Source organism: Streptomyces odontomachi, from assembly GCF_024435355.1.
Lineage (GTDB): Bacteria > Actinomycetota > Actinomycetes > Streptomycetales > Streptomycetaceae > Streptomyces > Streptomyces odontomachi.
The window spans coordinates 374,918-400,551 of sequence record NZ_JAMJWG010000004.1 but is presented as its reverse complement, the minus strand read 5'-3'; the positions used below and the strand labels follow the sequence as shown (position 1 = coordinate 400,551).

At 68.0% G+C, this 25,634-nt stretch carries 17 protein-coding genes and 1 pseudogene; 10 read left to right on the top strand and 8 right to left on the bottom strand.

What is annotated here, in order from left to right; genetic code table 11:
* Positions 1–8: 8 nt before the first annotated feature.
* On the bottom strand, positions 9–662 hold the full coding sequence (locus tag NQO67_RS12515) for a cysteine hydrolase family protein (RefSeq protein ID WP_255949940.1): 654 nt from the start codon (positions 660–662) through the stop codon (positions 9–11).
* Positions 663–1,153: 491 nt separating this feature from the next.
* On the opposite strand from NQO67_RS12515, the gene phsA reads away from it, so the two are divergent.
* On the top strand, positions 1,154–3,061 hold the full coding sequence (gene phsA / locus NQO67_RS12510; RefSeq protein ID WP_305125704.1) for an O-aminophenol oxidase PhsA: 1,908 nt from the start codon (positions 1,154–1,156) through the stop codon (positions 3,059–3,061).
* Positions 3,062–3,073: 12 nt separating this feature from the next.
* Here phsA and NQO67_RS12505 read toward each other — a convergent pair whose 3' ends face one another.
* The 3 genes from NQO67_RS12505 to NQO67_RS12495 all read right to left on the bottom strand — a co-directional run bounded on the left by NQO67_RS12505 (position 3,074) and on the right by NQO67_RS12495 (position 5,400).
* Complete coding sequence (locus tag NQO67_RS12505; RefSeq protein ID WP_255949939.1) at positions 3,074–4,306, bottom strand: acyltransferase family protein; 1,233 nt, start codon at positions 4,304–4,306, stop codon at positions 3,074–3,076.
* Between the two features lie 135 nt (positions 4,307–4,441).
* Positions 4,442–4,816, bottom strand: a complete 375-nt coding sequence (gene crcB / locus NQO67_RS12500; protein ID WP_255949938.1) for a fluoride efflux transporter CrcB — start codon at positions 4,814–4,816, stop codon at positions 4,442–4,444.
* Positions 4,813–5,400 (bottom strand): FluC/FEX family fluoride channel, encoded by a 588-nt coding sequence (locus NQO67_RS12495; RefSeq protein ID WP_374118973.1) that lies wholly within the window; start codon positions 5,398–5,400, stop codon positions 4,813–4,815. The genes crcB and NQO67_RS12495 overlap by 4 nt, the downstream gene beginning before the upstream one ends.
* A 405-nt stretch (positions 5,401–5,805) precedes the next feature.
* On the opposite strand from NQO67_RS12495, the gene drmD reads away from it, so the two are divergent.
* Positions 5,806–9,027: a DISARM system SNF2-like helicase DrmD gene (gene drmD / locus NQO67_RS12490; protein WP_255949937.1), complete on the top strand. Its 3,222-nt coding sequence runs from the start codon at positions 5,806–5,808 to the stop codon at positions 9,025–9,027.
* Positions 9,027–13,232, top strand: a complete 4,206-nt coding sequence (locus tag NQO67_RS12485) for an Eco57I restriction-modification methylase domain-containing protein (RefSeq protein WP_255949936.1) — start codon at positions 9,027–9,029, stop codon at positions 13,230–13,232. The genes drmD and NQO67_RS12485 overlap by 1 nt, the downstream gene beginning before the upstream one ends.
* Before the next feature lie 63 nt (positions 13,233–13,295).
* On the opposite strand, the gene NQO67_RS12480 is transcribed toward NQO67_RS12485, so the two are convergent.
* Both NQO67_RS12480 and NQO67_RS12475 read right to left on the bottom strand, forming a co-directional pair.
* Complete coding sequence (locus NQO67_RS12480; protein ID WP_255949935.1) at positions 13,296–13,505, bottom strand: DUF397 domain-containing protein; 210 nt, start codon at positions 13,503–13,505, stop codon at positions 13,296–13,298.
* Positions 13,502–14,377 (bottom strand): helix-turn-helix domain-containing protein, encoded by an 876-nt coding sequence (locus NQO67_RS12475; protein WP_255949934.1) that lies wholly within the window; start codon positions 14,375–14,377, stop codon positions 13,502–13,504. The genes NQO67_RS12480 and NQO67_RS12475 overlap by 4 nt, the downstream gene beginning before the upstream one ends.
* Positions 14,378–14,631: 254 nt before the next feature.
* On the opposite strand from NQO67_RS12475, the gene NQO67_RS12470 reads away from it, so the two are divergent.
* The 5 genes and pseudogenes from NQO67_RS12470 (at position 14,632) to NQO67_RS12450 (ending at position 17,787) form a co-directional block, all read left to right on the top strand.
* The gene (locus NQO67_RS12470; protein ID WP_255950034.1) at positions 14,632–15,057 is read left to right on the top strand and encodes an ATP-binding protein; all 426 of its coding nucleotides are present in this window, start codon (positions 14,632–14,634) and stop codon (positions 15,055–15,057) included.
* A 231-nt stretch (positions 15,058–15,288) separates the two neighbouring features.
* Positions 15,289–15,420, top strand: a complete 132-nt coding sequence (locus NQO67_RS12465) for a hypothetical protein (protein ID WP_255949933.1) — start codon at positions 15,289–15,291, stop codon at positions 15,418–15,420.
* Positions 15,421–15,438: 18 nt separating this feature from the next.
* A complete protein-coding gene (gene tnpB / locus NQO67_RS12460; RefSeq protein WP_255949932.1) occupies positions 15,439–16,899 on the top strand; it encodes an IS607 family element RNA-guided endonuclease TnpB in 1,461 nt (486 codons plus the stop codon).
* A 199-nt stretch (positions 16,900–17,098) separates the two neighbouring features.
* A pseudogene (locus NQO67_RS12455) lies at positions 17,099–17,398 on the top strand (hypothetical protein); the annotation flags it as partial.
* A 47-nt stretch (positions 17,399–17,445) separates the two neighbouring features.
* Positions 17,446–17,787 carry a hypothetical protein gene (locus NQO67_RS12450; RefSeq protein WP_255949930.1) on the top strand — a complete coding sequence of 114 codons (342 nt, stop codon included), beginning with the start codon at positions 17,446–17,448 and terminating at the stop codon, positions 17,785–17,787.
* A gap of 10 nt (positions 17,788–17,797) precedes the next feature.
* On the opposite strand, the gene NQO67_RS12445 is transcribed toward NQO67_RS12450, so the two are convergent.
* Both NQO67_RS12445 and NQO67_RS12440 read right to left on the bottom strand, forming a co-directional pair.
* Entirely contained in the window at positions 17,798–18,994 is a 1,197-nt protein-coding gene (locus NQO67_RS12445; protein WP_255949929.1) for a hypothetical protein, read from the bottom strand.
* Positions 18,991–19,605, bottom strand: a complete 615-nt coding sequence (locus NQO67_RS12440; RefSeq protein ID WP_255949928.1) for a DUF4365 domain-containing protein — start codon at positions 19,603–19,605, stop codon at positions 18,991–18,993. Before NQO67_RS12440 ends, NQO67_RS12445 begins: the two co-directional genes overlap by 4 nt.
* Before the next feature lie 226 nt (positions 19,606–19,831).
* On the opposite strand from NQO67_RS12440, the gene drmA reads away from it, so the two are divergent.
* Together drmA and drmB are read left to right on the top strand one after the other, a co-directional pair.
* Positions 19,832–23,437 carry a DISARM system helicase DrmA gene (drmA, locus tag NQO67_RS12435; protein ID WP_255949927.1) on the top strand — a complete coding sequence of 1,202 codons (3,606 nt, stop codon included), beginning with the start codon at positions 19,832–19,834 and terminating at the stop codon, positions 23,435–23,437.
* The gene (gene drmB / locus NQO67_RS12430) at positions 23,434–25,299 is read left to right on the top strand and encodes an MrfA Zn-binding domain-containing protein (protein WP_255949926.1); all 1,866 of its coding nucleotides are present in this window, start codon (positions 23,434–23,436) and stop codon (positions 25,297–25,299) included. The genes drmA and drmB overlap by 4 nt, the downstream gene beginning before the upstream one ends.
* Positions 25,300–25,634: the final 335 nt, after the last annotated feature.

The following is a 25,634-nucleotide window of genomic DNA, read 5'->3' as shown; positions in this document are numbered from 1 at the left end:
GATGTGCTCTACCCTGCCCCGGTCCGCGAGGGCCCGGTGCCCGGCGCGGGGAGGACGCCGTCGTCGGCCGGCGGCGGGGTCGGCGGGAACTCCTGGTCCACCCCGCTGACCGTGCAGAACCCGTACGCCTCCAGTGCCTCCAGCGCGATGTCGTGCAGCCGCGGGGTGAGCGCCGCACAGCAGTCACCGAGTACCGTTGCCGTGTAGTCCCGCATGAAGGCCGAGCGGACCGTGGACTCCACGCAGACGTTGGTGACGATGCCGGTGAAGACCAGGTGGGTGGCGCCGAGGCCGTGCAGCAGCGGGTCGAGGGAGCTCCACAGGAAGGCGTCGAAGCGGGTCTTGTCGACGACCAGGTCGTCGGGCCCGCAGTCGAGTTCGTCGATGACGTCGGCGTCCCAGGTGCCGGCGGCCAGGCCGTCCACCGCGGCGAGGGCGGGGTAGGCGGCGTTCACGTTGCGGCCCACGTCGGGGCGGCCGGGGCGGTACAGCTGCCGGGTGAAGACGACCGGCTCACCGGCGGCGCGGGCCCGGGCCACGGCACGTCCGGTGCCCTTGACCGCGCGGTCCAGCTCGGCGAGGTGTACACCGATCGACGGCAGTGAGCCCTGCGGGTGGCAGAAGCCGTTCTGCATGTCGATCACCATCAGTACGCGGGTCATCGGCACCCTCCTGGGGAAGCGACGCGGCATCACGGGCAGGGTAGGGGCGCCCAGCGCGGCACGCGGCTGCCTTCCGGCCACGCGGACATACATGTCCGAAACCGCCAGGACGCAGGGTGGTGCGTCCGCTGCCGGGCGGCTGCCGGAGCCGCAGGTACCAGCGGACGGGTTACCGCAACGCGGCGCGCCGCCCCAGGAGGCGGCATATCGGCGCGACATCCGTCTACCGGGGTGATCCGGACAAGAAAGGCACGGCGGGCGTCGCTCCGCAGCCCGGCCGCAGTGCGCGCCGCCCGCGCCACCGCGGCCCGCCGCAGGCCGATTCCTGCACGTGACACCCCGTAAACCGCCCATCGTCGCCCACCGAACAAAAAATGTCCTGAAGTCTCCATCTCTCCGCTCGGAACAGGGCATTCCGGGAACTTCGCCGCCGTGTCATGAGTCGTGTTGGGACAGGGGGAAAAACCAAAGAACTCAGGGGGGGTTCTACCTTGACCGAGATCATCGAGAGAACGATCGAGAACGACACGGCGAACGCCACGGCGAACGACCCGGCGAACGCCACCGCAGAAGCGGCGCCGACTCCGGAGAAACTCGTCCCGTACGTGGCGCAGCTCCCCGTCCCGCCCGTCCTGCGGCCCGGCTCCGACGACGTCCTCCACGAGACGGAGATCGCCGTACGCCCGACCTGGGTCCGCCTGCACCCGCAGCTTCCGCCCACCCTGATGTGGGGCTACGACGGGCACGTGCCGGGTCCGACCATCGAGGTGCGCCGCGGCCAGCGCGTCCGCATCGCCTGGACCAACCGGATCCCCAAGGGCAGCGAGTACCCGGTCACGTCGGTGGAGGTCCCCGTCCGGGCAACGGGCACCCCGCCCGCCACCACCGAGCCAGGGCGCGAAGGCGTCGAGCCCAGCAAGGACGTCGCCGCCCTGCCCGCCTGGACGGTGACCCACCTGCACGGAGCACAGACGGGCGGAGGCAACGACGGCTGGGCCGACAACGCCGTCGGCTACGGCGACGCCCAGCTCTCCGAGTACCCGAACGACCACCAGGCAGTGCAGTGGTGGTACCACGACCACGCCATGAACATCACCCGGTGGAACGTGCACACCGGCCTGTACGGCACCTACCTCGTCCGCGACGACGAGGAGGACGCCCTCAACCTCCCGACCGGGGAGCGGGAGATCCCGCTGCTCCTCGCCGACCGCAACCTGGACACCGACGAGGACGGGCGGCTCAACGGCCGGCTGCTGCACAAGACGGTGATCGTCGACCCGAAGAACGCGGAGACCGGCAAGCCGGTCACCATCCCGTTCTCAGGCCCGTACACCACCGTCAACGGCCGCATCTGGCCCCACGCCGACGTGGCCGACGCCTGGTACCGCTTCCGTCTCCTCAACGCCTCCAACGCACGCATCTACGACCTCGTCCTCGTCGACGAGCACAACAAACCCGTCCCCGGCGTCATCCACCAGATCGGCAGCGACGGCGGGCTGCTGCCCCGACCCGTCCCGGTCGACTTCGACGACGCCCTGCCGACGCTGACCGTGGCGCCGGCCGAGCGCTTCGACCTGCTCGTCGACTTCCGGCACCTGGCCGGCAAGAAGGTCCGTCTGGTCAACAAGGGCCGCAACCAGGCCCCGGGCGTGCCCGATCCGGCGGGGGACGTGCGCTACCCGGCGGTCATGGAGTTCCGGGTGCAGTCGAGCGGGGAGAAGGACACCTTCGAACTGCCCGAGATGCTCTCCGGCTCCTTCCGCCGCTACACGCACGACATCCCGCACGGCCACCGCCTCGTCGTGCTCACCCCGCCCCCCACCAAGGGGGCCGGCGGGCACCCGGAGATCTGGGAGATGACCGAGGTCGAGGACCCCAGTGGTCTACAGCTCCCGGCCGACGGCATCATCCAGCTCACCGGAGCGGACGGCACGACCAAGACCTACCAGCGCATCTCCCGGACCTTCAACGACGGCCTGGGCTTCACGATCGCCGAGGGCAGCTACGAGCAGTGGAGCTTCCTCAACCTCGCGCAGATCATCCACCCGATGCACATCCACCTGGCCGACTTCCAGCTGCTGGGCCGCGACCCCTACAACGTCTCGGGCTTCGACCCCGCGGTGGGCGGCACGCGTGCGCCGATCGCGTTCGACCCGTCGACCCAGATCCCGCTGGCGCCCAACGAGTTGGGCTACAAGGACGTCTTCCGGGTGCCGGGCGGACAGATCCTGCGCGTCCTGGGGCGGTTCGACGGCGCGTATGGCCGGTTCATGTACCACTGCCACCTCCTCGAACACGAAGACATGGGCATGATGCGCCCCTTCGTCGTCATGCCCGAGGAGGCGATGAAGTTCGACCACGGCGCGGCACACGGCGGCCACGAGGGTCACACCGGCTGACCCGGCACCGCGCTACCTGCTCCACGACGGCTCGCGCCGGCGCCCGGACTCCTGGGTGCGGGCGCGGGCCGGCTCGGCCGGGTCCCGACCGAACGCCCAGCGCGCCTCCGGCTCCATCACGCAACGGAAGACGCGGCGCACCGGGCGCGTACACAGCACGGTGACGAGCGCGACGGCGGCGAACGTGATCGCGACCTCGCCGAGCGGGCGGTGGATCCAGGGACGGTCGTACCAGTTCCAGAACTCCGCGCTCTTCAGGACGAAGCCGTGCAGCAGATAGCCGTAGAGCGTGCCCGAACCCAGGGCGGTGAACCACGTCAGGCGGCCGGGGACCCAGGCGAGGAAGCAACCCACCAGCACCATCGAGGAACCGAACAGCGCCAGCGTCATGATGGGCCCGCTCCACGCCGGCGCGGCCAGCTCCGGGGCGCTGTCACGGTGGAAGAACCAGGCGTCGTTCATCCGCGGCACCGCCCAGTACGCCATGGCCAGCGCGCACGCGAAGACCGGCACGGCGAGGATGCGCGCGCTGCGGCGGCGCACCAGGCGGAAGTGCTCCGGCCTCAGGCACAGCCCGAGGACGAAGTACGGCAGGAACTGAAGGACGCGCTGAAGGTCCAGTGCGTTGCCGATGGACGGCGACGTGGTGGCGAGCATCGCGATGAGCAGCGCGACGACCAGCGGATGGCGCAACGTCTTCCACAACGGGGTGGTCAGCCGCCAGACGAACAGCGCCGACAGGAACCACGTGAGGAACCAGGGATCCAGCAGGCTGAGCGGATGATCCGGGTCATGCCCCGTCCACCGGTCGAAGAGGGAGTAGGCCACCTCGAAGACCACGTACGGCACGGCGACGCCGGTGACCAGCCTCCTGAGCTGTGCGGGGCGCCCCGTGAAGGTGCGGGACATATAGCCGGAGACGATGGTGAAGGCCGGCATGTGGAAGGCGTACACCGTCATGTACAGCGCGGTGACCACCCGGTTGCCGTCGCGCAACGGCTCCCAGGCGTGGCCCATCGCGACCAGCACGATGGCCAGGTACTTGGCGTTGTCGAAGAACGGGTCGCGTTGCTTCGGGGGTCTCGCGCGGTCGTCGGTCGACGTTCGCGCGTGATCGCCGGCTGACGGTCTCGCGTGGTCATCGGCCGCTGGCCTCGTGGTGCCTTCTGGACGGTCAGCGCCCGTCTCTCGGGACGGGGCGAGGGTGTGTTGACTGGGGTGCGGCGGCGACGTGTGACTCACCATCCCTCCGTGTGGTCCCGCCGGTTGGCGGGTTCGTCTCGCGCACGGCCTCGGACGGGCCTTGTGTACAGGTGTCCTGGTCGAGGCGGACTATGCGCGGCGACTTGGTCCCCGTCGCAGTCCCTGTCTTGGTCCCCGTCAACCCAGCCAGACGTCGGCGAGCGCGCCGCCCAGGTACGCGGCGGCCAGCCCGGCGACGACACTGACGAGCGCGTTGGCGGCGGCGAAGAGTCGCGCGCCCGTCTCCGCCAGGCGGACCGTCTCGAAGGAGAAGGTCGAGTACGTGCTGAGCGCGGCGCACAGTCCGGCGCCGATCAGGTGCTGGGCGGCCGACGGCACGGTCGTGGCGGTCGCGGTGCCGGTGAGCAGGCCGAGGCCGGTGCAGGCGGCGACGTTCACCGTGAACGTGCCCCAGGGCAGGGCGGTGTCGTGCCGGGCCTGGACGGCGCGGTCGGTGAGGTAACGCAACGGGGCGCCGACGATCGCGCCGACGATGACCATGAGCCAGTTCACGCCGTCTCTCCCGTCTCTCCCGTCTCGGCGGTGCGGGGCAGGGCGAGCAGTCGGGTCAGCGTGGCCGCGGCCCACAGCGCGAGCAGCGCGGCGGCCAGCGTGCCGGTCAGGTAGAGCAGGGCGGTGCCGGCGTGACGGCCGTCGATGAGGTCACGGGCGTCGACGGCGTACGTGGAGAACGTGGTGTAGCCGCCGAGCACGCCGGTTCCGAGGAAGGGCCGCACCAACGGGTGGGCGGTCCTCCGCTCGGTGATCAGGACCATCAGCAGGCCCATGGCGGCGCTACCGGTGACGTTGATCCAGAACGTGGTCCAGGGGAAGGCGCCCGGCACGGTCGGCCACAGCAGGGTGGCGCCGTAGCGGGCACAGGCGCCGATCGCACCGCCGGCCGCGACCACGGCGAGGATCTCGCCCTGACGACGGTTCGCGCTGGATGACGTCCGGGGCGGCCACGGGTCGACCGCGATGTCCGGATCGAGGGGCTCGGCCTGCCAGCCGGTGGCGCTGGCGCCGGCCGGTGCGGCGGCTTCGGGGTGTGAGGGGTGCGTGTGGCGCGCGGGGTGGCCGGGGTGGTCGGGGTGCACGTGCCGGGCTCCTACCTGATCGTCTCGGACCCGCGTGCGGGCACGCGGGAGTGTCAGGTAGGGACCGTTGGCGACCGGTACGGCCACGGTTGGGTACGGCGGGCCCCACCGCCGTACAGCCGCCCGGGTGGGGGTGGCTGTACGGCCAGGGTAGCGGGTGGGGTCGCGAGTTTGGCGAGGGAGGTGGTCCACGCTGCGGTGCGGCCGACATGTGGCGTCCGGCGTCCTCTGAGACCCACGACTATCCGGTCTAGAGAAACCAAGGGCCTTCACTGCAGTGGATTTGTCAGTGCTGCGCACGTACGTGCAGGGCGGGCAGGTTCTAAGGTTCCGGGGTAGTAGCTGTGCAACAACATGAGCCGGACACGGGGCGGGACGTAAGTGAACGCAGTAACAGATACCGATTTGAGTACGACGTGCGCCGTCCCCGCCCCCGGCCAGCAGGTCACCGTGCGGAACCGCCCCTGGGTGGTCACCGAGGTGACCCGCTCGGCAATCACCTCCGATGATCCCGCCCGCTCTGCCGACGCACGCCCCACCCACCTGCTACGACTCGTCTCGCTGGAGGATGACGGGCTCGACGAGGAGTTACGGGTCGTGTGGGAGCTGGAGCCAGGCACGGAGGTATACGACGGCCACGCCTTGCCCTCACCTGAGAACGGCTTCGACGATCCTGACCGACTTGATGCCTTTCTGGACGCGGTGCGCTGGGGGGCCGTTGCCTCGGCGGACAAGACCGCACTTCAAGCCCCGTTCCGCTCCGGTGTGGAGATCCAGGACTATCAGCTTGACCCGGTGGTGCGCGCTCTGTCGATGCCGCGTACCAACCTGTTGATCAGCGACGATGTGGGGCTGGGGAAGACCGTCGAGGCGGGCCTGGTCATGCAGGAACTGATGCTGCGGCACCGCGCTCGCTCCACGCTGATCGTGTGCCCCGCCGGGCTGACCCTTCAGTGGCGGGACGAGATGCGGGACAAGTTCGGCCTGGACTTTCGTATCGTCGACACCAGGCTGCTGCGCGAGTTACGCCGCTCGGCCGGCCTCTACGCGAATCCGTGGACGCACCATCCGCGCCTGATCGTCTCGATCGACTGGCTGAAGCGGGAGCGTCCCTTACGGATGCTGCGCGAGATCCTCCCTCAAGTTCCGGAGTATCCACGTGCCTTCGATCTGTTGGTGGTGGACGAGGTCCACACCTGCGCGCCATCGGGAACCGGGAAATACGCGGTGGATTCTCAGCGCACCCGCGCCGTGAAGGTGCTCGCCCCGCACTGCGAGCACCGGCTGTTCCTCTCCGCGACTCCGCACAACGGCTATCTGGAGTCCTTTACCGCCCTCCTGGAATTGCTCGACGACCACCGCTTCGCACGCGGCGTCAAGCCGTCCGAGGAGCAGCTACGCCGAGTGATGGTGCGCCGCCTGAAGTCGGAACTGCCGCCCCTGTGGAACGGCAAACCACGCTTCCCGCGCCGCGTTCCGCACGCCTTGGAAGTGCGGTACAGCGAGGAGGCGCGAGAGGCGTACGCGAAGCTCGCGGAGTATGCGCGATCCCGCCGGGAGGGCCTCGGCGGCGGTAAGGCCGGTCGTACGGCGGCCGACTTCGTCACGACACTGCTGAAGAAGCGGTTCCTGTCGTCGCCCAAGGCATTCGCGGAGACCATCAACACGCATCTCGACACGATGACGTCGCGGCAGGTCACAGACGATGACGAGCCGGCACCCACCGTCCGTGTACTCCAACCACTGATCGACGGGGTCGAGGAGGCAGAAGAGGACGACGAGCAGGAACAGGCCCAGGCGGCCGGCCGTGCGTTCACCGCCGCCCGTCAGGCGATGCACCCGTTGTCGGAGCGCGAGCGAACCCTCCTGACGGAGCTGGACCGCTGGGCGGTGGAGGCCGGGAGGCGGCCCGACGCCAAGTTCGGGCGCTTCCAAGACTGGTTGGACCACATCACGTGCCCGGACGGCCCGCTCGGTGACTGGCAGGACCAGCGCGTCATCGTCTTCACGGAGTACCGCGACACGCAGCGCTGGCTGTACGAGCAGCTGCTCGCCGCCGGGTACCCGAAGGACCGCATCGCCTTGCTGTACGGCGGCCAGGACCCCAAGGAGCGCGAGCACGTCAAGACTGTGTTCCAGGAGAGCCCTGAGCTGTCTCCCGTGCGCATCCTGCTCGGCACGGACGCGGCCAGCGAGGGCATCAACCTTCAGGCCCACTGCCATCGCGTCCTCCACTGGGAGATCCCCTGGAACCCCAACCGCCTGGAGCAGCGCAACGGCCGCGTCGACCGGCACGGCCAGCGGGCCGACCAGGTCGATGTCTACCATTTCGTCCCCGCGGGCTGGCAGGGCTTCGACGCCACGCACGACCACCAGACCGAGTCCGGTTACGAGGACGGGGCACTGGAAGACGAGCTGCACTTCCTGGCGGTGGCGGCCCGCAAGACCGAGCGCATCCGGGAGGACCTGGGCAGCGCGGGCGAGGTCATCGCCGCTCAGGTCGAACAGAAGATGCTGGGCCGTCGCTCCAGCTGGACCACGGCCGACGCCGAGATAACCAAGCGGTCCGGCAGGGCCGTGCTGAAAGTTGAGCGCGACCTGGCCAAGGAACTGGAGCGCCTGGTCAACGCCCTGACGGTCAGCCGCCAGGAGCTGCATCTGAGCCCCGCAACGATCGAACGGGTGGTACGCACCGGGCTCCAGTTGGCGCACCGCAAGGACCTCACCGAGGCCGCCGATCCCCAACCGGGCAGGGACGCCCGATGCTTCCGGCTGCCCGAGCTGCCGGGCGCCTGGGCACGGGCCCGCAACGACGGACTGCGCCATCCGCTCACCGGCCGGGACCGCCCGGTCGTCTTCGACGAGGCCGAGGCCCGGGGCCGCACGGACGTGATGCATCTGCACCTGGGCCACCGTCTGGTGCAGATGTGCTTACGACTGCTGCGGGCCGAGCTGTGGTCGGTCGGCGGTGACCAGTCGAAGTTGTCCCGGGTGACCGCCCGCCTGGTGCCCGACGGGGCCCTGCGACAGCCGGCGGTGGTCGCGCACGGCCGCGTAGTCATCACGGGCAGCGGCGGAGCCCGGCTCCACGAGGAGGTGATCACTGCGGGCGGCCTTGTCGAGGCGGGGAAACTCGCCGTGGCCAAGAAGGAGGATGTCGAGGGCTGGCTCGCCGCCGCGACGGACGACTTACCGGAAGACAACGTCCTCGCGGCGTTGTCCACCCTGTGGCCGGACCTGGACGGTCGCCTTGCCCGCGCCCTGAACACCCAGGCCAACCGGCGTTTCCGCACGCTCAACACCCTGCTCGCCCACCGCTGCGAGGAGGAGGTGGCCGGCATGCGCGCGGTCCTGGAGGAACTGGGCCGCTCGATCCGGGCCCGACTGGACGACACCGGGCACTGGCAACAGGAGTCGCTGTTCGACATCGACGACGAACGCCGCCAGCTCCGCGCCGACCGCGAAGCGCTCCAGGAGCGGTGGCGGCGGCTGCCGAAGGTGATCGACGCGGAGACGGCCGCACTGCGCCGCCGCTGGGCTGATCCCGTGCCCCGCTGGTTCCCGGTCTCCGTCACCTTCCTCGTTCCCCGTTCCCTCTCGACAACCACCCGCCAGGAGAACCCCTGATGCCGCCCGCCGCCCCCAGGAAGAAGGTGCTGCCACCGAGGGGTTCGGTCCCCACCCCTGCACAGCAGCACGAGGACTGGCTGCGTCTGCTGCGCCCCGACGGCCCGTTCGTCTCCCTCCCGGAGCTGGTCCGTGCGTTCCCCCAAGGCCTGGACACCATCCCGAAGGACATTTGGACCCGGCTGCGCCAGGCATGGTCGGAGGTCCAGCAGGATCCCGCCCTGCTGCGCCCCGCGTGGGACAAACTCGTCCTGGACGAACTGCTTGAATGGCGCTCTCCCGGACTGCGCGGTGGCGCTCAGCTGCCCGAGTCGTTGCGTGCCGGTGCGAACACTCCCGACGCGGTGCTGCTCGGCCCCGGCGAGTCGGGCCCGGCTCCCCGCGTGCTGCTCTTCCGCACCCAGGAGTGGGACGCCTCCCTCACCCGCCCCAGCGGCGACCACCCCGGACTTGTCGACCGCGCCGCCGACCTCTGCCGGGCCCGCGAAGTCCCGCTCGCCCTGCTCACCAACGGTCGCGAGTGGGCGCTCGTGCACGCCCGCCCCAAGGAGGCGACGACGGTCGCCGTCTTCGACGCCGACCTGTGGTTCGAGGAACCGCTCCTCGCCCGCGCCTTCGCGAGCCTGCTCACCGCCCGACGGGCCGCCCGCCCGCCGCTGGACGCCGCGGGCAAGCCGACCGACTCGACCGCGGGCCTGTTCGCCCGCACCGCCGAAGCCCAGACCGAGGTCACCGACACCCTCGGCCGCCAGGTCCGCGAGGCGGTGACCCTGCTGGTCGCCGAGGTGTCACGGCTCGACCGTGAGACACACGGGGCGCTGCTGCGCGGCGTGGCCGCGAAGGAGGTGTACGAGGGTGCACTCGCCGTAATGATGCGCCTGGTCTTTCTCCTCTACGCCGAGGAACAGCGGCTGCTGCCGGCGGGCGACGAACTGTACGACGCCTCATACGCGGTAGGCCCCCTGCACGAGGAACTGGCCACGGCCCGCCGCTTACACGGCGGCGAACTGGGCGACCGCACGTCCGCAACCTGGCCCCGGCTCCTCGCTGTCTTCGCCGCGATCCACGGCGGCTGCACCCACGACCGCCTGTGGATCCCCCCGTACGGCGGCTCACTCTTCGACCCGTCCCGCTTCCCCTGGCTGGTGCCCGCCAAGGTCACCGACCGGGTGGTCTACGAGATTCTCGACGCCCTGCTGACCCTGCGCTCCCGCAAGGGCTTCAAGGGCGAGGAGCGACTGTCCTACAAGGGCCTGGACGTCGAGCAGATGGGCCATGTCTACGAGGGTCTGCTGGAGTACGGCTGCCGTTGGACCGGCGACGAGGCATACGTGGGCCTCTCGTTCGGCCGGGACAAGAAGTACGAGGCGGTGTTGCCGCTGGCCCGTTTGGAGGAGTGGGCAGCGGCGGGCACGCTGGCGGAGGGGGTCGCGGCGGCGTCCGGCACCAAGCCCGCCACGGTCACGGCCGCGCTCGCCAAGTCGGGCACCGTCACGGCTGAGCTGGAGACGGCGTGCGGCAGTGACGCGGCCCTGATCGAGCGGGCGGTCGCCTTCTCCGGCCTGTACGGCATCGACCTGCGCGGCGAACCCAAGGTGTGGCCCGAGGGCTCGGTCGTGGTGGTCCGCTCAAGCAACCGCCGTGACACGGGCACCCACTACACCCCGAAACCACTGGCCGAGGAGATAGTCGAGCACACCCTCGCCCCGCTGTGCTATGCACCCGGTCCGGCGGAGGGCGCGGAGCGGGGCGTGTGGCGGGCGAAGTCGGCCGACGAGCTGCTGAAGCTGCGGGTGCTCGACCCGGCGATGGGGTCGGGGGCGTTCCTGGTGTCGGCGTGTCGGTACTTGTCCGAGCGGGTCGTCGAGGCCTGGCTGCGGCACGGGCTGCCGCCGGAGATCGCGCGGGACGTCGACCGGGACGACCACGAGCAACTGCGTCAGGTCGCACGCCGGCTGGTGGCCGACCAGTGCCTGTACGGGGTCGACCGCGACCCCATGGCGGTGGAGCTGGCCAAGCTGTCGCTGTGGCTGGTGACGCTGTCCAAGGGCCGGCCGTTCTCGTTCCTGGACCATGCGCTGCGGTGCGGGGACTCGCTGGTCGGGGTCCTGGACATGGAGCAGGTCAAGGCGTTCCACCTGGACTCCGGGGCACGTCAGTTGAGTCAGGACGTCTCGCGGGCGTTGGAGGTGACGGAGTCACTGCTGAGCGAGGCGGCGGAGTTGCGCCGGAAGATCGAGGCGACGGCGGTCACGGACATCCGGGTCGTCCGGGAGAAGGCGCGGCTGCTGGGGGATGCCGAGAAGTTGAGCGGCAAGCTGCGGCTAGCGGCGGACGCGGTGGTGGGGGCCGCGCTGGCGGCGGAGGGCATATCCGACGAGGAGGCAACGGAGATCACCGGCGTGGAGAACGTCGGGGGTGCGCGGGGCCGGGCGGCTCATGCGGAGGCCAAGGAGGACGCGAAGTCGGCGGCGTATCGCGAGCGGTTGGAGTCGGTGGCGGGTCTTGTCGCCACGGCGATGGGGGAGGGGGCCGGTGCTGAGGGGGCGGAGGTTCGGGCCCGGGAGATCGTGGACGGGTGGCTGAAGGGGCCGCGGGCGGCGGCGATTCGGCCGTTGCATTGGCCGTTGGAGTTTCCGGAGATTATGGGGGTGGGGGGCGAGGGTGGAGTCGGTTCCGGGGCCCGTGGCGGGTTTGATGCGGTGGTGGGGAATCCGCCGTTTGTGGGTGGACGGATGCTAACTGGAGCGGTAGGAACCGACTACCGAGAATATCTCGTGAACCGTATCGGCAATGGCGTCCGCGGAGGGGCCGACCTGTGTGCATATTTTCTTCTTCGTAATCTAACCCTCGTCCCAGGCAAACGGTCAGGAATCATCGCGACGAACTCCATCGCCCAAAATCAGACGCGTGAGGTGGGTCTCGATCAAGCAACTGTTTCGGGATGGTCAATCTACCGAGCCATCAAGTCTCGGCCATGGCCGGGCACGGCGGCGATTGAAGTCTCCCTGATATGGCTGGGCCCATACGTAGCAGACGAGACGTTAATTCTTGACGGTAATCCGGTTCCGGGAATCACTTCTGGCTTGGATCCGGCCTCACGGGTGAGCGGCAAACCCTATCCACTGCTTGAGAACGAGGACAAGTCGTTCCAGGGTGCGATCGTTCTCGGCAAAGGATTCGTTCTGTCCCCAGAAAGCGCTCACGCTCTCATCACGCAGGATGCGCGAAACCGTGAGGTGCTCTTCCCTTACATGAATGGCGAAGATTTAAATTCCAGACCCGACTGTTCTGCCAGCCGGTGGGTAATCAACTTTCATGACTGGTCTGAGGAGCAAGCACGCCAGTACTCAGTCGTATACGAAATACTGGAACGCGAAGTTAGGCCTGTGCGGCAACGGCGAAACGCTGACGGATCATACGTCTTACGGAAGCCCCTTCCTGAGCGCTGGTGGCAGTACGCAGATAAGCGACCAATGCTGACACGCCAAATGGCCGACCTTGAAGAGGTCATCGCGATCGCCCGCGTAAGCAAGGCGGTTATGCCAGTAAGGATTTCTACATCACAGGTCATAAGCGAGCAGGTGGTGGTTTTTCCAAACGATTCAACTGCCGAGCTTGGGCTCCTCTCCAGCAATATTCACCTGGCTTGGGTCCTCAAATGGGGGTCGACCCATGAAGCCCGCATCCGTTACACACCAGCAGACGTCTACGAGAACTTCCCGAGACCTGAAGAAACAAGCTCCCTCGCGGCAGCTGGGGAGGTTCTCGAGGGAAATCAGCGCACTGCCATGTGCACCTACGGCATCGGGCTAACCAAGCTCTACAACCTTGTCCACGATAAATCGAAAACCGCCGTCGACATCCAGGCCATTCGTGATGCCCACGTGGAGATCGACCGTACCGTGATGGAAGCCTACGGCTGGGCTGACATCGACCTGCAACATAGTTTTCGAAAAACGCGCCAAGGTTCACGCTTCACGATCGCTCCCAATGCCCAGACAGAGATTCTGGACCGACTCCTGGAGCTGAATCACGTGCGGCACAAGGAAGAGGTGGAGCAGGGGCTGTATACAGAGGAGGCCAAGCGCCGGCGTGCTGCTGCCCGGAAGGCGAGAGCTCGGGCCGCTGCGCACAACTCTCAGCGCACCCAAGAGAGATTCGACGACGGCGGGCTATTCCCCAAGCCAGACACGTTATTCTGAACCATACGCCAACGTGCCCCGCTCCCGGTAACGACCATGTGCGGGGCACGTGCCGTTGAGGCGTCAGCTCTCCGAGACGAAGAGTACAAAGTGCGCCCAAGCGCCGGCTGTGAGTGCAAGCCGGGGTCCATCGACATCCTTGGAGTCGCGGACGTGGACGATGCCGGGGTTGGTGGCGATCTCGACGCAGGACTCGCCGTTGGTGCCGTCACTGTAGCTGCTCTTGAACCAGGCCAGTTCGGAGGCATCCCTGGTGGAAGCCTTGCGGATCATAATTCTCCCAGCAGTTTCTCGATGAAGGCCAGTGACTCCCGCGGCCGGAGAGCCTGAGCCCTGATGGCGCCGTATTGCAGCTCCAGGACTCGCAGCTGTCTCGGCTCTGAGACGGGACGGCCGTTGAATGCGCCGTCGGCGCGTCCGATGGCAGTACCGTCCGGGAACTTCAGCAGCTCGATCCTGCCATCCACCCCTGGGTGGGGATCGCTCTTCGTCGGCATCACCTGAAGCGTGACGTTCCACAACTGCCCCACTTCAAGCAAACGTTCGAGCTGTTGTCGCCACACCATTGTGCCTCCGACTTCCCGCAGCAGCGGTGCCTCCTCCAGCACGAAGTTGAGGGACGGCGCTGGGTCTCGCGCAAAGACCGCCTGCCGAGCCATGCGAGCGGCAACCATGCGCTCCACATCGTCTGGCGAATAGGGCGGCTGGGCAGCCTCGATCAAGGCCTGCGCGTGCTCCGGTGTCTGCAACAACCCGCTGAGGCTGTTGCGCACGTACACCCCGATCTCGACCGCCTTGCGCTCCAGCTTCTCCAGTTCCCGAACCTTCTTCGGATACCGAACCCGCTGCACATCCTCCTTCATCGCCGAGATCAGACCGCCGGCCTTCAGCACCTCGTCCGCCTTGTCCAGGTACTCAGGTCGCGGAATCCGCTTTCCACCCTCGATCTTGTACACCATGTCCTCGCCGTACCCGACCGCCGTCCCGAACTCCGCGGCGCGCATCCCCGCCGCCTCCCGGCGCAGCTTCAGCTGCCGCCCCACGGTGGCGATCACGGCGATACCCCAGTCGTCGTCCGGATCCACCTCCCAACCCGCCTCGTCCGTTTCGCTCTGGGGCTGTTCCGCCTCGCCATCCACCGACATCCGTGGACCCTCCCTCGTTGCGCGCTGTGCGGCGTCGTACCGCGCGACGCCCCTGTACCCGTACCAACCGTCACGACAGCCCGGACAGCACCGGACAAGATGCCGACAGTCACCGTACGCAACGGCTCCGTTACGCATCACGGTAAGCGGATGCGGCCACGCTGAGTGATGTGAACCTCGAAATCGCTACGGCCACGGCCGAAACCGACCCCACCGCCAGCGCCGCCGCCTCCGCCGACGTGCCCGACTTCGCCATGCAGCTGTCGTCCACACCCCGCGGTGCCCGCCTCGCGCGGCTGCTTGCCGAAGTGCACTTGCGCCGCTGGGGACTGCCGACGGTGACGGCTTGTCAGCTCGTGGCCGAGCTGGCGTCCAACGCGGCGACACATGGCCGTGTCCCGGGCCGGGATTTCCGCCTCGCGCTCCGCGTGATCGGAGACGTCCTCCGCATCGAGGTCACGGACACCCGCGGTGAACGTCTCCCCGAACTGCGGCAGTCCGCCGACCCGGACTCGGAGTCGGGTCGTGGGCTTCTTCTCGTGGACGCACTCGCCGACCGCTGGGGAGTGACCGAGGACCGCTTCCCGCGAAAGATCGTCTGGGCTGAACTGCGCATCGGGCGACCGGAACCCGTCCCCTCACGCTCCGGTGGCACCGGCGACTCTCCCCAACAAACGTGAGGGAAAGGACTCCGCCAGGCCCCACCCCACCCCACCCGCACCGTCCCTTCGTCCGCGTCGTGTGCTTTCGCCCAGGGCGTCCGCTCACTCGGGTGGGTGAACATTTCCGGCGTGGCTGGATTTTCCGGCCCCCAACTCCCTTACGCTCAGTGGCGACGCACCACACAAAACCGCAGACCGAATCGGCCCTCGCCGGGAGCAATCCCAGTGCGAGAGCTAACAATTGTTGCGGTGATTCATCAGCAGATCTCAGTTAAGGCCGGCCCCTCGAAGGTGACCGTTGCTTACCAGGTCAAGAGCGGCAAGGACCGCAACCGCCAGGCGAGGGTCTATACCGCGCTCGTCACGCCGATTCCGAGTTGAGGAAGGGGGTCCAGGACGATGAAGAGGTTCAAGCCGCAGCCGGGTTTCGTGGTGCAGGCTTTCCGGTTCGCCCTGGATCCGAATGCCGGCCAGGAGGCCGCGTTGCGGTCGCATTGCGGGGCCGCGCGTGCCGCATACAACTGGGCTGTCGGCTGGGTGACCGGTTCCTGGTGGCAGCGGGCCGCGGAGGAGACATACGGCATCCCCCAGGCCCAGCTGACGGCTTGGCGGCCGTGGTCGTTACCAGCGTTACGAAAGGCGTTCAACGAGGCCAAGCGCACCGACCCACGGTTTGCTGCCTGGTGGGAGGACAACTCTAAGGAGGCATACAACACCGGCCTGGCGAACGCGTCGGCCGCGTTCGACAACTACGCGAAGTCACAGCAGGGCAAGCGGCGCGGCAAGCGGATGGGTGCGCCGCGGTTCAAGTCGAAGCGGAAGGCGCGCCTTGCCTGCCGGTTCACCACGGGTGCGATCCGCGTCGAGGGCGACGGGCGGCACGTGACGCTGCCCCGGCTCGGCACACTTCGCACGCATGAACCCGCGGTCAAGCTCCTGGGCCGCGTCCAGGCTGGGACGGCCCGCGTCCTGTCCGCGACGGTCCGCCACGAGCGTGGGCGGTGGTTCGTCTCCTTCCAGGTCGAGACCGCGCGGGAGATCACCAAGGTTGCCCGGCCTGGGGTGGCGGTCGGGATCGATCTCGGGGTCATTACCCTGGCGGTGATGGCCGACTCGACGGGCGAGATCCGCGCTGTGCCAAACCCGCGGCACTTGGACGTGGTGCTCAGGCAACTGCGCCACGCTTCTCGGACCGTCTCCCGCCGCCAGGGCCCCGACCGGCGCACGGGGCAGAAGCCGTCCAGGCGGTGGGAGAAGGCCAACACCGCCCGAAACAAGGTGCATCACCGGGTGGCGAACCTCCGCGAAGATGCCCTGCACAAGCTCACCACCGCCGTGGCGACCGAATACGGCACGATCGTCGTCGAAGACCTCAACGCTGCCGGCATGCTGAAGAACCGACGCCTGGCCCGCCAGGTCGCCGACGCCGGATTCGGCGAGATTCGCCGCCAGCTTGCCTACAAGACCCGCCAGCGCCACGCCACTTGTCTCGTGGTCGCTGACCGCTGGTTTCCCTCGTCCAAGATCTGTTCCGGGTGTGGCGCGGTGAGAGCCAAGCTGCCGCTGCATGTCCGGATCTACCGATGCGACCTCTGCGGCCTGGTCATCCATCGGGACGTCAACGCCGCACACAACCTTGCCGCACTCGCAGCAGCCTGCACCACTGGTACCGGAGTGGCCGGAGACCAGGACACCGCCCCGGTGGTGTCGAAGCCTCGTGGAGCCAACCGTAAGACCCGCGCCATCCGTCCCCGTCGCACGACGGGGACGGGGCGGGCAGGTGGCGCAACCCTGCCGCACCAGCGGCGGACAGAAACGAGAGATCGTCATCAGGACACCGAAGCCCTCACGCTTTGGTGACACCGTTACGAACCTTCCCGGCCGAAATGCTGGGAATGCCGATAGCTGCTGAGGCTTTCAGCGACGGCCTGACCACCAAGGAAGACGACCCTTCTCGATGGATACCCGAATCCTTAGCGTGCCCCCGCACGCCCAGTCAGTCGTAGCCGGCGGAGAACCCCACTCCCGGGCGAACACACGCCCCCGTGTGTGCCGCTACCCGATCGTCGAACTCACCGCTCAAGTGCTGGCAACCGCCCCGCCAAGCACACCTGGAGGAAACTGGTGGCCGTGGACCTCTCCTTCTACAAGTCGTGGCTCTCGGAAGGAAATCCGCGAGGAAGGCTGGGCGGAAGGCCATGCGCAGGACATCCTGCTCGTCCTGGAGCAGCGGGGCCTCGAAGTGTCGGATGACATCCGCACCCAGATCACCGGCCGTGACGACTCCAAGATCCTCCGCCGCTGGCTCGCCCGCGCCGTCACCGCGCCGTCCGTCGAAGAGATCTTCGAAGAGGAGTGACAGGAACGAACATGTACGACGCCTGCTGAGTGAACGGGGAGCCACCCATGTCCTCCGCGAATTCCGAACCACCACGCGAGGCGGTTCCCCGCCCTCAGCAGACGCCCGACGCCCTGCGTGCCGCCCTCGCCGTCGTCGCCCCCGACCGCCTGGCGGAGATGCAGCAGACGAAAGACGAGGCGTTCGCGAAGGCCGTCGAATGGCAGTCGCTCAACCCTGTGCGGAGCTGGGTCCTGGCCTGGGCCAGGGACATCGAGATCGCCCGCCGCCCCGACCTGTCCGCACGTTATGCCTGGGCCAAGAGCAACCTGGAACACAAGGACCCGGCTGTCGCCCAGGAGGCTCTGCGGGAGCTGACCGCGGTCCTGGACGAGGCCATGGGTACGTGAAGCCAGGGGATCACTCCGTGAGTACCGCGAACGCGGTCACCGCCCTCATCCGCACGCCCGTGCCGCGGGGCTCCAGATCTCCCCGCACCGCCACCTCGTACCGGTTCCGCCACGCGTCGGTCGCCCGGTCGACGTCCTCCGGGCGTAACCGCACGCGCACACGCCGAAAGCGCTCGGCATCCTCGTGTTCGAACGAACCGTAGATCGTGGCCTCACGGTAGCCCTGCTCCTCCGAGCTGAGACGGCTGACCATGCCTCGCAGGACCGCACCGACCTCACGCCCCAACCGTGCACGTAGATCCTTGGCGCCCTCCTCCAGTGCCACCAGATGCCGGGAGGCGATGCGCACAGGTGGTGACGGCTGTGCGACCGGGAGCTCGGGCGACCAGGAGAATCCCAGCGAGAAGCCACGCCGCTCCTCCCCGGCGATCCTGACAAGGGACTCGCACAGGTTCGCCGACAGGCCCGCCCCTGCATACCGTTCGAAGTCAGCAAGCGAGTCCCGTGACAGGGTCTCCTCCGCCGCGGCGACCGCGCAGGTGACCCCTGCGTACAGCGTCCGAGTCACCATTCGTCCGAACGGCTCGGTCCTGCGCGAGCCAGGCCCGTTCGGAACGGCGTCGTTGTGAAAGAGCGCCGCTTGTTGCTGCTCCTCGCTTGGCAGCCGGCTGCGCGGGTCGGGCAACGGGATGTGCGCGGCGACGACGTAGCTGCCGACTCGGGTCTGGTCCAGCCGTACCGCTGCGACATGGTCCTTCACCGCCTGCGGCTTCTGGCCGGGCTGCACGGCCTGCGGGGTGAGCGCGGAGGACGCGGCGGCGGTGTGCAGGTCTTTGAGGCCGGTGAGGGCCGACACCAGGTCCAGCAGCGGAGCCGTACCTGACGGGCCGGGAGGCACCAGGCGGAGGAACTGCCAGTCGACCGGGGGAAGCTGCATCTCCCGAAGGATGTCGCCGGGGCGGCGGGACTCGACGACGGCCAGGGTCTCAAGGATGTCGGCGACCCTGCCGGCGTAGTCACGGCGCTGTTGCAGAGGCACCAGGACCTCGTAGGGCAGCCCTGCCTCCCCCTCAGGAGTCCGCTCCCACACCTCGGCGCCGGAGAGTCCGCGATCGGAGTGCCAGCCCTTAGCGCGTAGATAGCGTTGCAGCAGATCAGGACGGACCTGGGCGGCCTCTTCGAACTCCGCGTCCGTGATCACGTTCATGACGCCACCAGCATGTCTCGGTAGTCCTCGGCAAAGAGGTCGTGCAGGGATCCCACCGTCAGCAGGTGGGCACGCGGCACGTGGACCGTGCGCGTACCGCTCGTCCGGTCTTCGAGTGGATCCTGGTCGTGTAAGCACACCCAGTAGGCCGCATGGCGCAGTAAGAGGCGGTCGGGGTCGGCGTGCGACCAGGCGAAGGGGTCCAAGGGCGCGAGGACGAGGAAGAGGAAGCGGGGGATGTCGAAGTCCCGGCCGGCCAGCATGTTGAAGTTCTTCATCTTGAGCGGGTAGGCAATGTGCTCTGTGTGCATGTCCGGAGACGAGGTGCACTTCACCTGCGCCTCAATGACCGGATATCGACGGGTGCCGGACCGCCCCGGGTGGCCCAGTTGCCAGTCGACACCCACTCGGTCGCGCTCCCGCTTGGTGGCGTCGATATTGGCGGCGGCGGCCAGCATCCGGATGAACTGTTCGCCGAAGTCACCGCGATGGCCGTTGTCCCCGAAACCCACGGAGGCGGTGGCCCACTGCGGCGGTGGAGCGGGTGTCGGCACGGACGGCGCACCGTTCGACGCCTGCTGCGGAATACCGCCTGTCTTGCTGTCTGCCATCCGTCCCCCGGGCGCCTTTCCGCACCTCCATGCGGCTGTGACCGAATGGAGGCCGTACGCATGTCGTACCCCTTGGGCGACGCAGCGTAACGAGCGTCGTGTCCGTAGCCAAGGTTCTTGATCGACGGACGGCCGAAATCAGTCACATGAGCGGTTCAGGCAAGATGACCTTGGCATTCCCACACAAGTCCTGCCTGTTGTCAGCGCTCGCGCCTAATCTGGGCGCGTGACCCAGGATTCTCTCGCCGTGTCCGGTACCGATCCGGGCCTCGGCGCCGACGCCGTTCTTTCCGCGCCCACCCCGCAGCAGTTACGGGACCGGCTGGCCGAGCTGGTCGTACGCGATCTGCTCGGACCCGAAGGGGAAGAGCCGGAAGAGCTTGCCGGCAACCCGCTGGACCACTACATCATCGGGCGTCTGGCGCCCGGCGGCCGGTTGGACAAGAACGGCGAGCACAGGGTGGGCAAGGAAGTCCAGCCCGACACGTTGGACGAGCACGGCATGACTCCCGAGCTGGAGCCGGAGGCCGGCGACCACGAGCCCTCCGCGCCCAACGTACCCAGTCTCCATCCCTCGGCACTGGGCATGACCGTGCGCGTGGAGGACGGTGTCCAGGAACTGACCGTCGAGTGCAACTGGGCACGGTACGAACGCGGCGAGTCGAAGATCGAGGGTAACCACGGGCGCGTGTATCACCGGGTGCCCTATTCGCACTCAGTTTCCGTGAAGCTGACGGAAGGCAAGCTGGACGGACAGCCGGTGCACAGGGAGGACTTCCCGCGCATCGTCGTACAAGGCCGCGCCCGGCGGCATGAGGGTTCGTGGCTGGTCTCCCTGTTCCTCGTCAACGGCCAAGAGGACCGACCGGGTTGCGCGCATTGGATGTTCCAGGTGTCGATGGCGGTCACCGGAGCACCCGGCACCGCTCCTTTCCTGCCCCGGCGTGACATGGAGCCGGCCGGCAGCGATCTGGACGAGCAGCGTTCGCTGGCCATGACGTACCGCTTCCTTCCTGAGTTCGCCGTAGGTCACGGCACCGGCGTACACGCGAAGCCGGCCTCGTCCGATCCGAGGCGCGCGGTCCGCATCTCCAGCGCGGCGGCGCCGTCCTACGAGGTTCCGCACACGGACGTCCCGGATCCCCACACGGACGCCCGTGATGAGGACTTGCCGGAGCTCACCGGACTCGTGGTGGACATGAGGGAGCTGAGCAGGCTCGAACCTGGTTCGCTGCGCACCGGTCTGCTTCCGCTGGTACAGGGTTACCGGTCCTGGATCAAGAGGCAGCTGCGGTTGGTGGACGCTCCGGCCTCCGGGCTTGAGGAGTATCGGCGGGAAGCCCAGGAGAACATGCGCCTGGCGACTCAGGCCGCCGACCGCATCCAGGCCGGCATCGATCTGCTCCGAGACGATCCGGAGGCACTGGAGGCTTTCCGGTTCGCCAATCGCGCGATGTGGCACCAGCGTGTCCACACTCTCGCCGCAGGCGACCGACGTCGCTCACCCGCGTCCTTGCTCCAAGAGGCGGTGGAGAGGGCAGACATTCCGAAGAATCGCAGCTGGCGCCCTTTCCAGCTGGCCTTCCTTCTGCTCAACCTGCCTGCGCTCGCGGACCCCGGGCATGCGGAACGCGCTGACGACCGCGATGCGCTCGCCGACCTCCTCTGGTTCCCCACCGGCGGTGGCAAGACCGAGGCATACCTCGGTCTGACCGCGTTCACCCTCGCCATCCGACGGCGCAAGCCGCACCTGGGCGGGCTCGACGCCGAGCACGGCGTTGCCGTGATCATGCGTTACACCCTGCGGTTGCTCACCATCCAACAGTTCCAGCGTGCCACCGCGCTCATCTGTGCCTGCGAGGTGGTCCGCCGTGAACGGCCTGGTTTTTGGGGTCGTAACCCGTTCCGTATCGGGCTGTGGGTGGGCGGCCGGGTCACTCCCAACACCACCGACCAGGCCGCTGACTGGGTGAAAGAGCGCAAGAAAGAGCGGGGGTTCGGCGGGTTCAGCCGCATGGGGTCGCCCCACCAGCTCACCAGTTGCCCATGGTGTGGCGCAAAGATGGAGGCCGGCCGCGACATCGGTGTGGACACCACACTCCGCCGCACGTTCGTCACCTGCCCGGACGCCTTCGAGTGCCCCTTCGGCATGAGCGCCTTCGGGCTGCCCGCGGACGAACAGGGACTGCCCGTCCTCGTCGTCGACGAGGAGATCTACCGCTTCCCTCCCAGTCTCGTCATCGCCACCGTTGACAAGTTCGCCCAGTTGCCCTGGAAGGGCGACACCCAGGCCCTGTTCGGGCAAGTGTCCCGCCGCTGTACCCGGCATGGCTATGTCACTCCGTCCGCGGTGGACACGGACTGGGAATCTTCCAGCCATCCGGCAACGCCCGACCACGAGTCCGCGTCCACCGTCGACGCCGCTCGGGTGCGCCCACCTGATCTGATCGTTCAGGACGAGCTACACCTCATCTCGGGCCCGCTGGGGTCACTGACCGGACTGTACGAAACGGCTGTGGACCGGCTCTCCACCTGGGAACCCGAGCCCGGCCGCAGCGTGCGCCCCAAAGTGATCGCCTCCACGGCCACCGTCCGCCGCGCCGACCGGCAGATCCACGATCTCTTCGCGCGTCGCACGGCTGTCTTTCCCCCTTCGGGGCTCAGCGCGGACGACACGTTCTTTGCCCGCCGTCGTCGCACCTCTGAAACACCTGGCCGCAGGTACGTCGGCATCTGTGCCCAAGGAGTGCGGACGAAGTCCGTCGCGATCAGGGTCTTCGTGGCCCAGCTCGCCGCCGCACAACATCTGTACGAGACGTACGGGGCCAGCGAGCTCACCGACCCGTACATGACGCTGGTCGGGTACTTCAACAGCCTGCGTGACCTGGGGGGCATGCGGCGTCTGGTGGAGGATGACGTGTCGGCGCGACTGCTGCGGGCGGACCGGCGAGGGCTCGCCGTCCGGCGGATCGGGGAACCGGCCGAGCTGACCAGCCGGATGGCCTCGGACGCCATTCCCGATATTCTGGAGAAGCTGGACATCGGCTTCGGACGACGCCCGAAGGGTTCCCCCCGCCCGATCGACGTCCTGCTCGCTACCAACATGATCGCGGTCGGGGTCGACGTCTCACGACTCGGGGCGATGGTTGTCAGCAACCAGCCGAAATCGACAGCGGAGTACATCCAGGCCACCAGCCGTGTCGGCCGCCGGGCGCCAGGCCTCGTCTTCACCCTTCTCAACTGGGCTCGTCCCAGGGACCTTTCGCACTACGAGACGTTCGAGTCCTTCCACGCCACCCTGTATCAGCACGTCGAGGCGCTCTCCGTGACCCCGTTCGCCGATCGAGCCATGGACCGCGGGCTCACCGGTGTCCTGGCCTCCCTGGTGCGCAACCTCAAACCCGACTACAACGCCAACCGCGGGGCGCAGTACGTGGACCGACGTGGCGAGGTGGTCAGTCACGCCGTTCGTTCGCTGGAACTGCGAGCTCGGGATGTCACTGATGATCACCACGTGGGGAACGAGGTACGCACCCGTCTCGACACACGCCTCGACTACTGGGAGCAGAAACGCAGGGCGCCAGGCGCCGTCCTCGGCTACCGTGCAGCCCGGCGCCAGGGTGACGTCGCGCCCCTTCTGCTGGAGCCCGACAGCGGTCCATGGCGGCCGATGACCTGTCCTACCTCGCTGCGCGAGGTCGAGCCGCCGATCCGGCTGATCTTCTCCGGTGAGTCGGCCGCCGAGATGGTGGAAGAGCCGCCTTTCGTTCCTCGTCAGCAGCTCGATGACGACGCTCCGGCCGCCGACGCAGATCCCTGGGAGACCACATGACCAGTCCCGCCGCCCAAGGGCTGCGCGTCGGCGAGCTGCGCCCCAGCCAGCTCCTCCATACATACGGCATTGGCGCCGTCACCGACCTGCCCAACCTCTCCACCATGGTCATGGGCCTCGACGACTGGGACCCCGTTCGTGCCCGCGCGCTGACCGAGGACCGGCTCCTGGCCGCCGTCCGTCGCCGCCTGGGGGGCCAGGTGACGGCCCTGCGTACCCCTCCACACCTTCCGGAGAATCCCTCCGATCCCTACGGGGACTGGACCAGGACCGGCGTGCCGGTCGGCCTCTTCCCACGGTGGCTGCGGTGCTCACGTGAGCGCTGCAACCAGCTGGCCCCCGCGTCCAGCGGGCTCTTTCAGCTTCGGCCCAACCTGTACCGACCGGAGAAGACGAAGTACGTCCATGCGCACTGTGGCGGTCCAGGCAAGGGCCAGCCCACCGCACTGCCGGCGCGCTTCCTCGTGGCCTGTCAGGACGGGCACATGGACGACTTCCCCTGGGTCTACTTCGTCCATGGGGGCGAGGAGCCGTGTGCGAACCCGACCCTGACCCTGACCGAGTCCGGAACCACCGGTGAGGCGGCCAACGTCTTCGTACGCTGCATCACCAAGGATTGCGGGAAGCGGCGCTCCATGGCGGACGCCCTCGGCCAGGCCGGTGAACGAAACCTGCCGGCCTGCCGCGGCCACCACCCGCATCTCGGCACCTTCGACCCCAGGGGGTGCCAGCAACACGCGCGCACCATGGCACTCGGCGCCACCAACAGCTGGTTCGCATGCCAGCTGAGGGTGTTCAGCATCCCCCGCGCTGAAGAGCCGCTCACCCAGGCGGTCAAGGAGCACTGGGGCCTCCTGTCACCGCTGGCCGCCGTCCCGGCCGACGCGGCGAAGATGCTGCTGCCCACCCAGGCGTGCTGGGCTGAGCTGGAGCACTACGGAGCGGACGCGGTATGGAGTGCAATCACCAAGGAGGCCCAGGCAGCCGCCGGCGGTCAGCAGGACGAGGACGAGGAGTTCGATCTCACCACGCCCGAGTGGCGGGCCTTCACCCAACCCCGTGACCACACACTGCCTGACTTCACCACGGTGCGGGAGCGCCATCTGCCTGAGGGCACGGCCGGCTGGCTTGACAGTGTGGTCCTCGTCCACCGGTTACGTGAAGTCTCGGCTCTCACCGGCTTCACCCGCATCGAGGCTCCCGAGTGGCTGCCCGAGGAGGAGACACAAGCACGTACCATCGCTCCGCTGAGTCGCGACAATGCCCCCTGGGTCCCCTGCGCGGAGCTTCGCGGGGAGGGCGTCTTCCTCACCCTCAACGAGCAGCGGATCGCCGACTGGGAACAGCAGGAAGCCGTCCTCGCCCGCGAGCGCCTGCTGAAAACCGCCCATGCGGACTGGTGCCTGGCCCGCGGGGTGGAGCCTCGCTGGCCCGGTGTTCGATACGTCCTCCTTCACACACTGGCGCATGTGCTCATCCGTCAATTCGCACTGGAATGCGGATATGGGGCCTCCGGCATAGCTGAACGCATTTACGCGCGCTCCGGCCCCGATCCCATGGCCGGGATTCTGCTCTATACCGCTGCCCCGGACAGCGAGGGAACACTGGGCGGACTGGTTTCATTGGGGCGCAGGGAACGGCTCGGACCGGCAATGGCCCAGGCCTTGGAGGAAGCAAGATTGTGCAGTTCCGACCCCATGTGCGCCGAGCACGACCCGACTGTCCATGCACGGCTGCACGGGGCAGCCTGCCACGCATGCCTGTTCGCCGCCGAGACCTCTTGCGAGCGAGGCAACCACTATCTGGACCGGGCACTCCTGGTGGAGACGCTAGCGGACAATAAGTGCGGTTTCAGACCGTAGGTTAAGAGCTCCCGGCGCCACCAGTCCGGTGGCGCCGAGCCTCACCTAGCTAGCTAGGGGGCTGGGGCCAGGCAGCCGGCTCGCCGTTTGTAAGGCCTTAAGCGTTCGATCGGTTCTGAACGTTTCTGATTGTTTATGTTGCTCTGGTTGAGCGTCGCGCCATCAGCGCCTCAGTCTTGTGGCATTGCGGGACTTGCCACGGCCACCGCCCCGCACCCGCACATCCCCCGGTGTCGGAGCGTCACCCGCTCGCCCGCCACCGGAAAATATTGTCATGCATATGTCAAGAACTGGCGGGGTCGGGCGGTGGCGAGCCGATCTCACGGAAGGAAAAC

What these genes read in the sequence shown, in the direction of transcription:
- NQO67_RS12515 (WP_255949940.1), bottom strand. Translation starts at nt 662, where the DNA reads ATGACCCGCGTACTGATGGTGATCGACATGCAGAACGGCTTCTGCCAC.
- NQO67_RS12505 (WP_255949939.1), bottom strand. Translation starts at nt 4,306, where the DNA reads ATGGTGAGTCACACGTCGCCGCCGCACCCCAGTCAACACACCCTCGCC.
- NQO67_RS12485 (WP_255949936.1), top strand. Translation starts at nt 9,027, where the DNA reads ATGCCGCCCGCCGCCCCCAGGAAGAAGGTGCTGCCACCGAGGGGTTCG.
- NQO67_RS12480 (WP_255949935.1), bottom strand. Translation starts at nt 13,505, where the DNA reads ATGATCCGCAAGGCTTCCACCAGGGATGCCTCCGAACTGGCCTGGTTC.
- NQO67_RS12475 (WP_255949934.1), bottom strand. Translation starts at nt 14,377, where the DNA reads ATGTCGGTGGATGGCGAGGCGGAACAGCCCCAGAGCGAAACGGACGAG.
- NQO67_RS12470 (WP_255950034.1), top strand. Translation starts at nt 14,632, where the DNA reads ATGCAGCTGTCGTCCACACCCCGCGGTGCCCGCCTCGCGCGGCTGCTT.
- tnpB (WP_255949932.1), top strand. Translation starts at nt 15,439, where the DNA reads ATGAAGAGGTTCAAGCCGCAGCCGGGTTTCGTGGTGCAGGCTTTCCGG.
- NQO67_RS12450 (WP_255949930.1), top strand. Translation starts at nt 17,446, where the DNA reads ATGTCCTCCGCGAATTCCGAACCACCACGCGAGGCGGTTCCCCGCCCT.
- NQO67_RS12445 (WP_255949929.1), bottom strand. Translation starts at nt 18,994, where the DNA reads ATGAACGTGATCACGGACGCGGAGTTCGAAGAGGCCGCCCAGGTCCGT.
- NQO67_RS12440 (WP_255949928.1), bottom strand. Translation starts at nt 19,605, where the DNA reads ATGGCAGACAGCAAGACAGGCGGTATTCCGCAGCAGGCGTCGAACGGT.
- drmB (WP_255949926.1), top strand. Translation starts at nt 23,434, where the DNA reads ATGACCAGTCCCGCCGCCCAAGGGCTGCGCGTCGGCGAGCTGCGCCCC.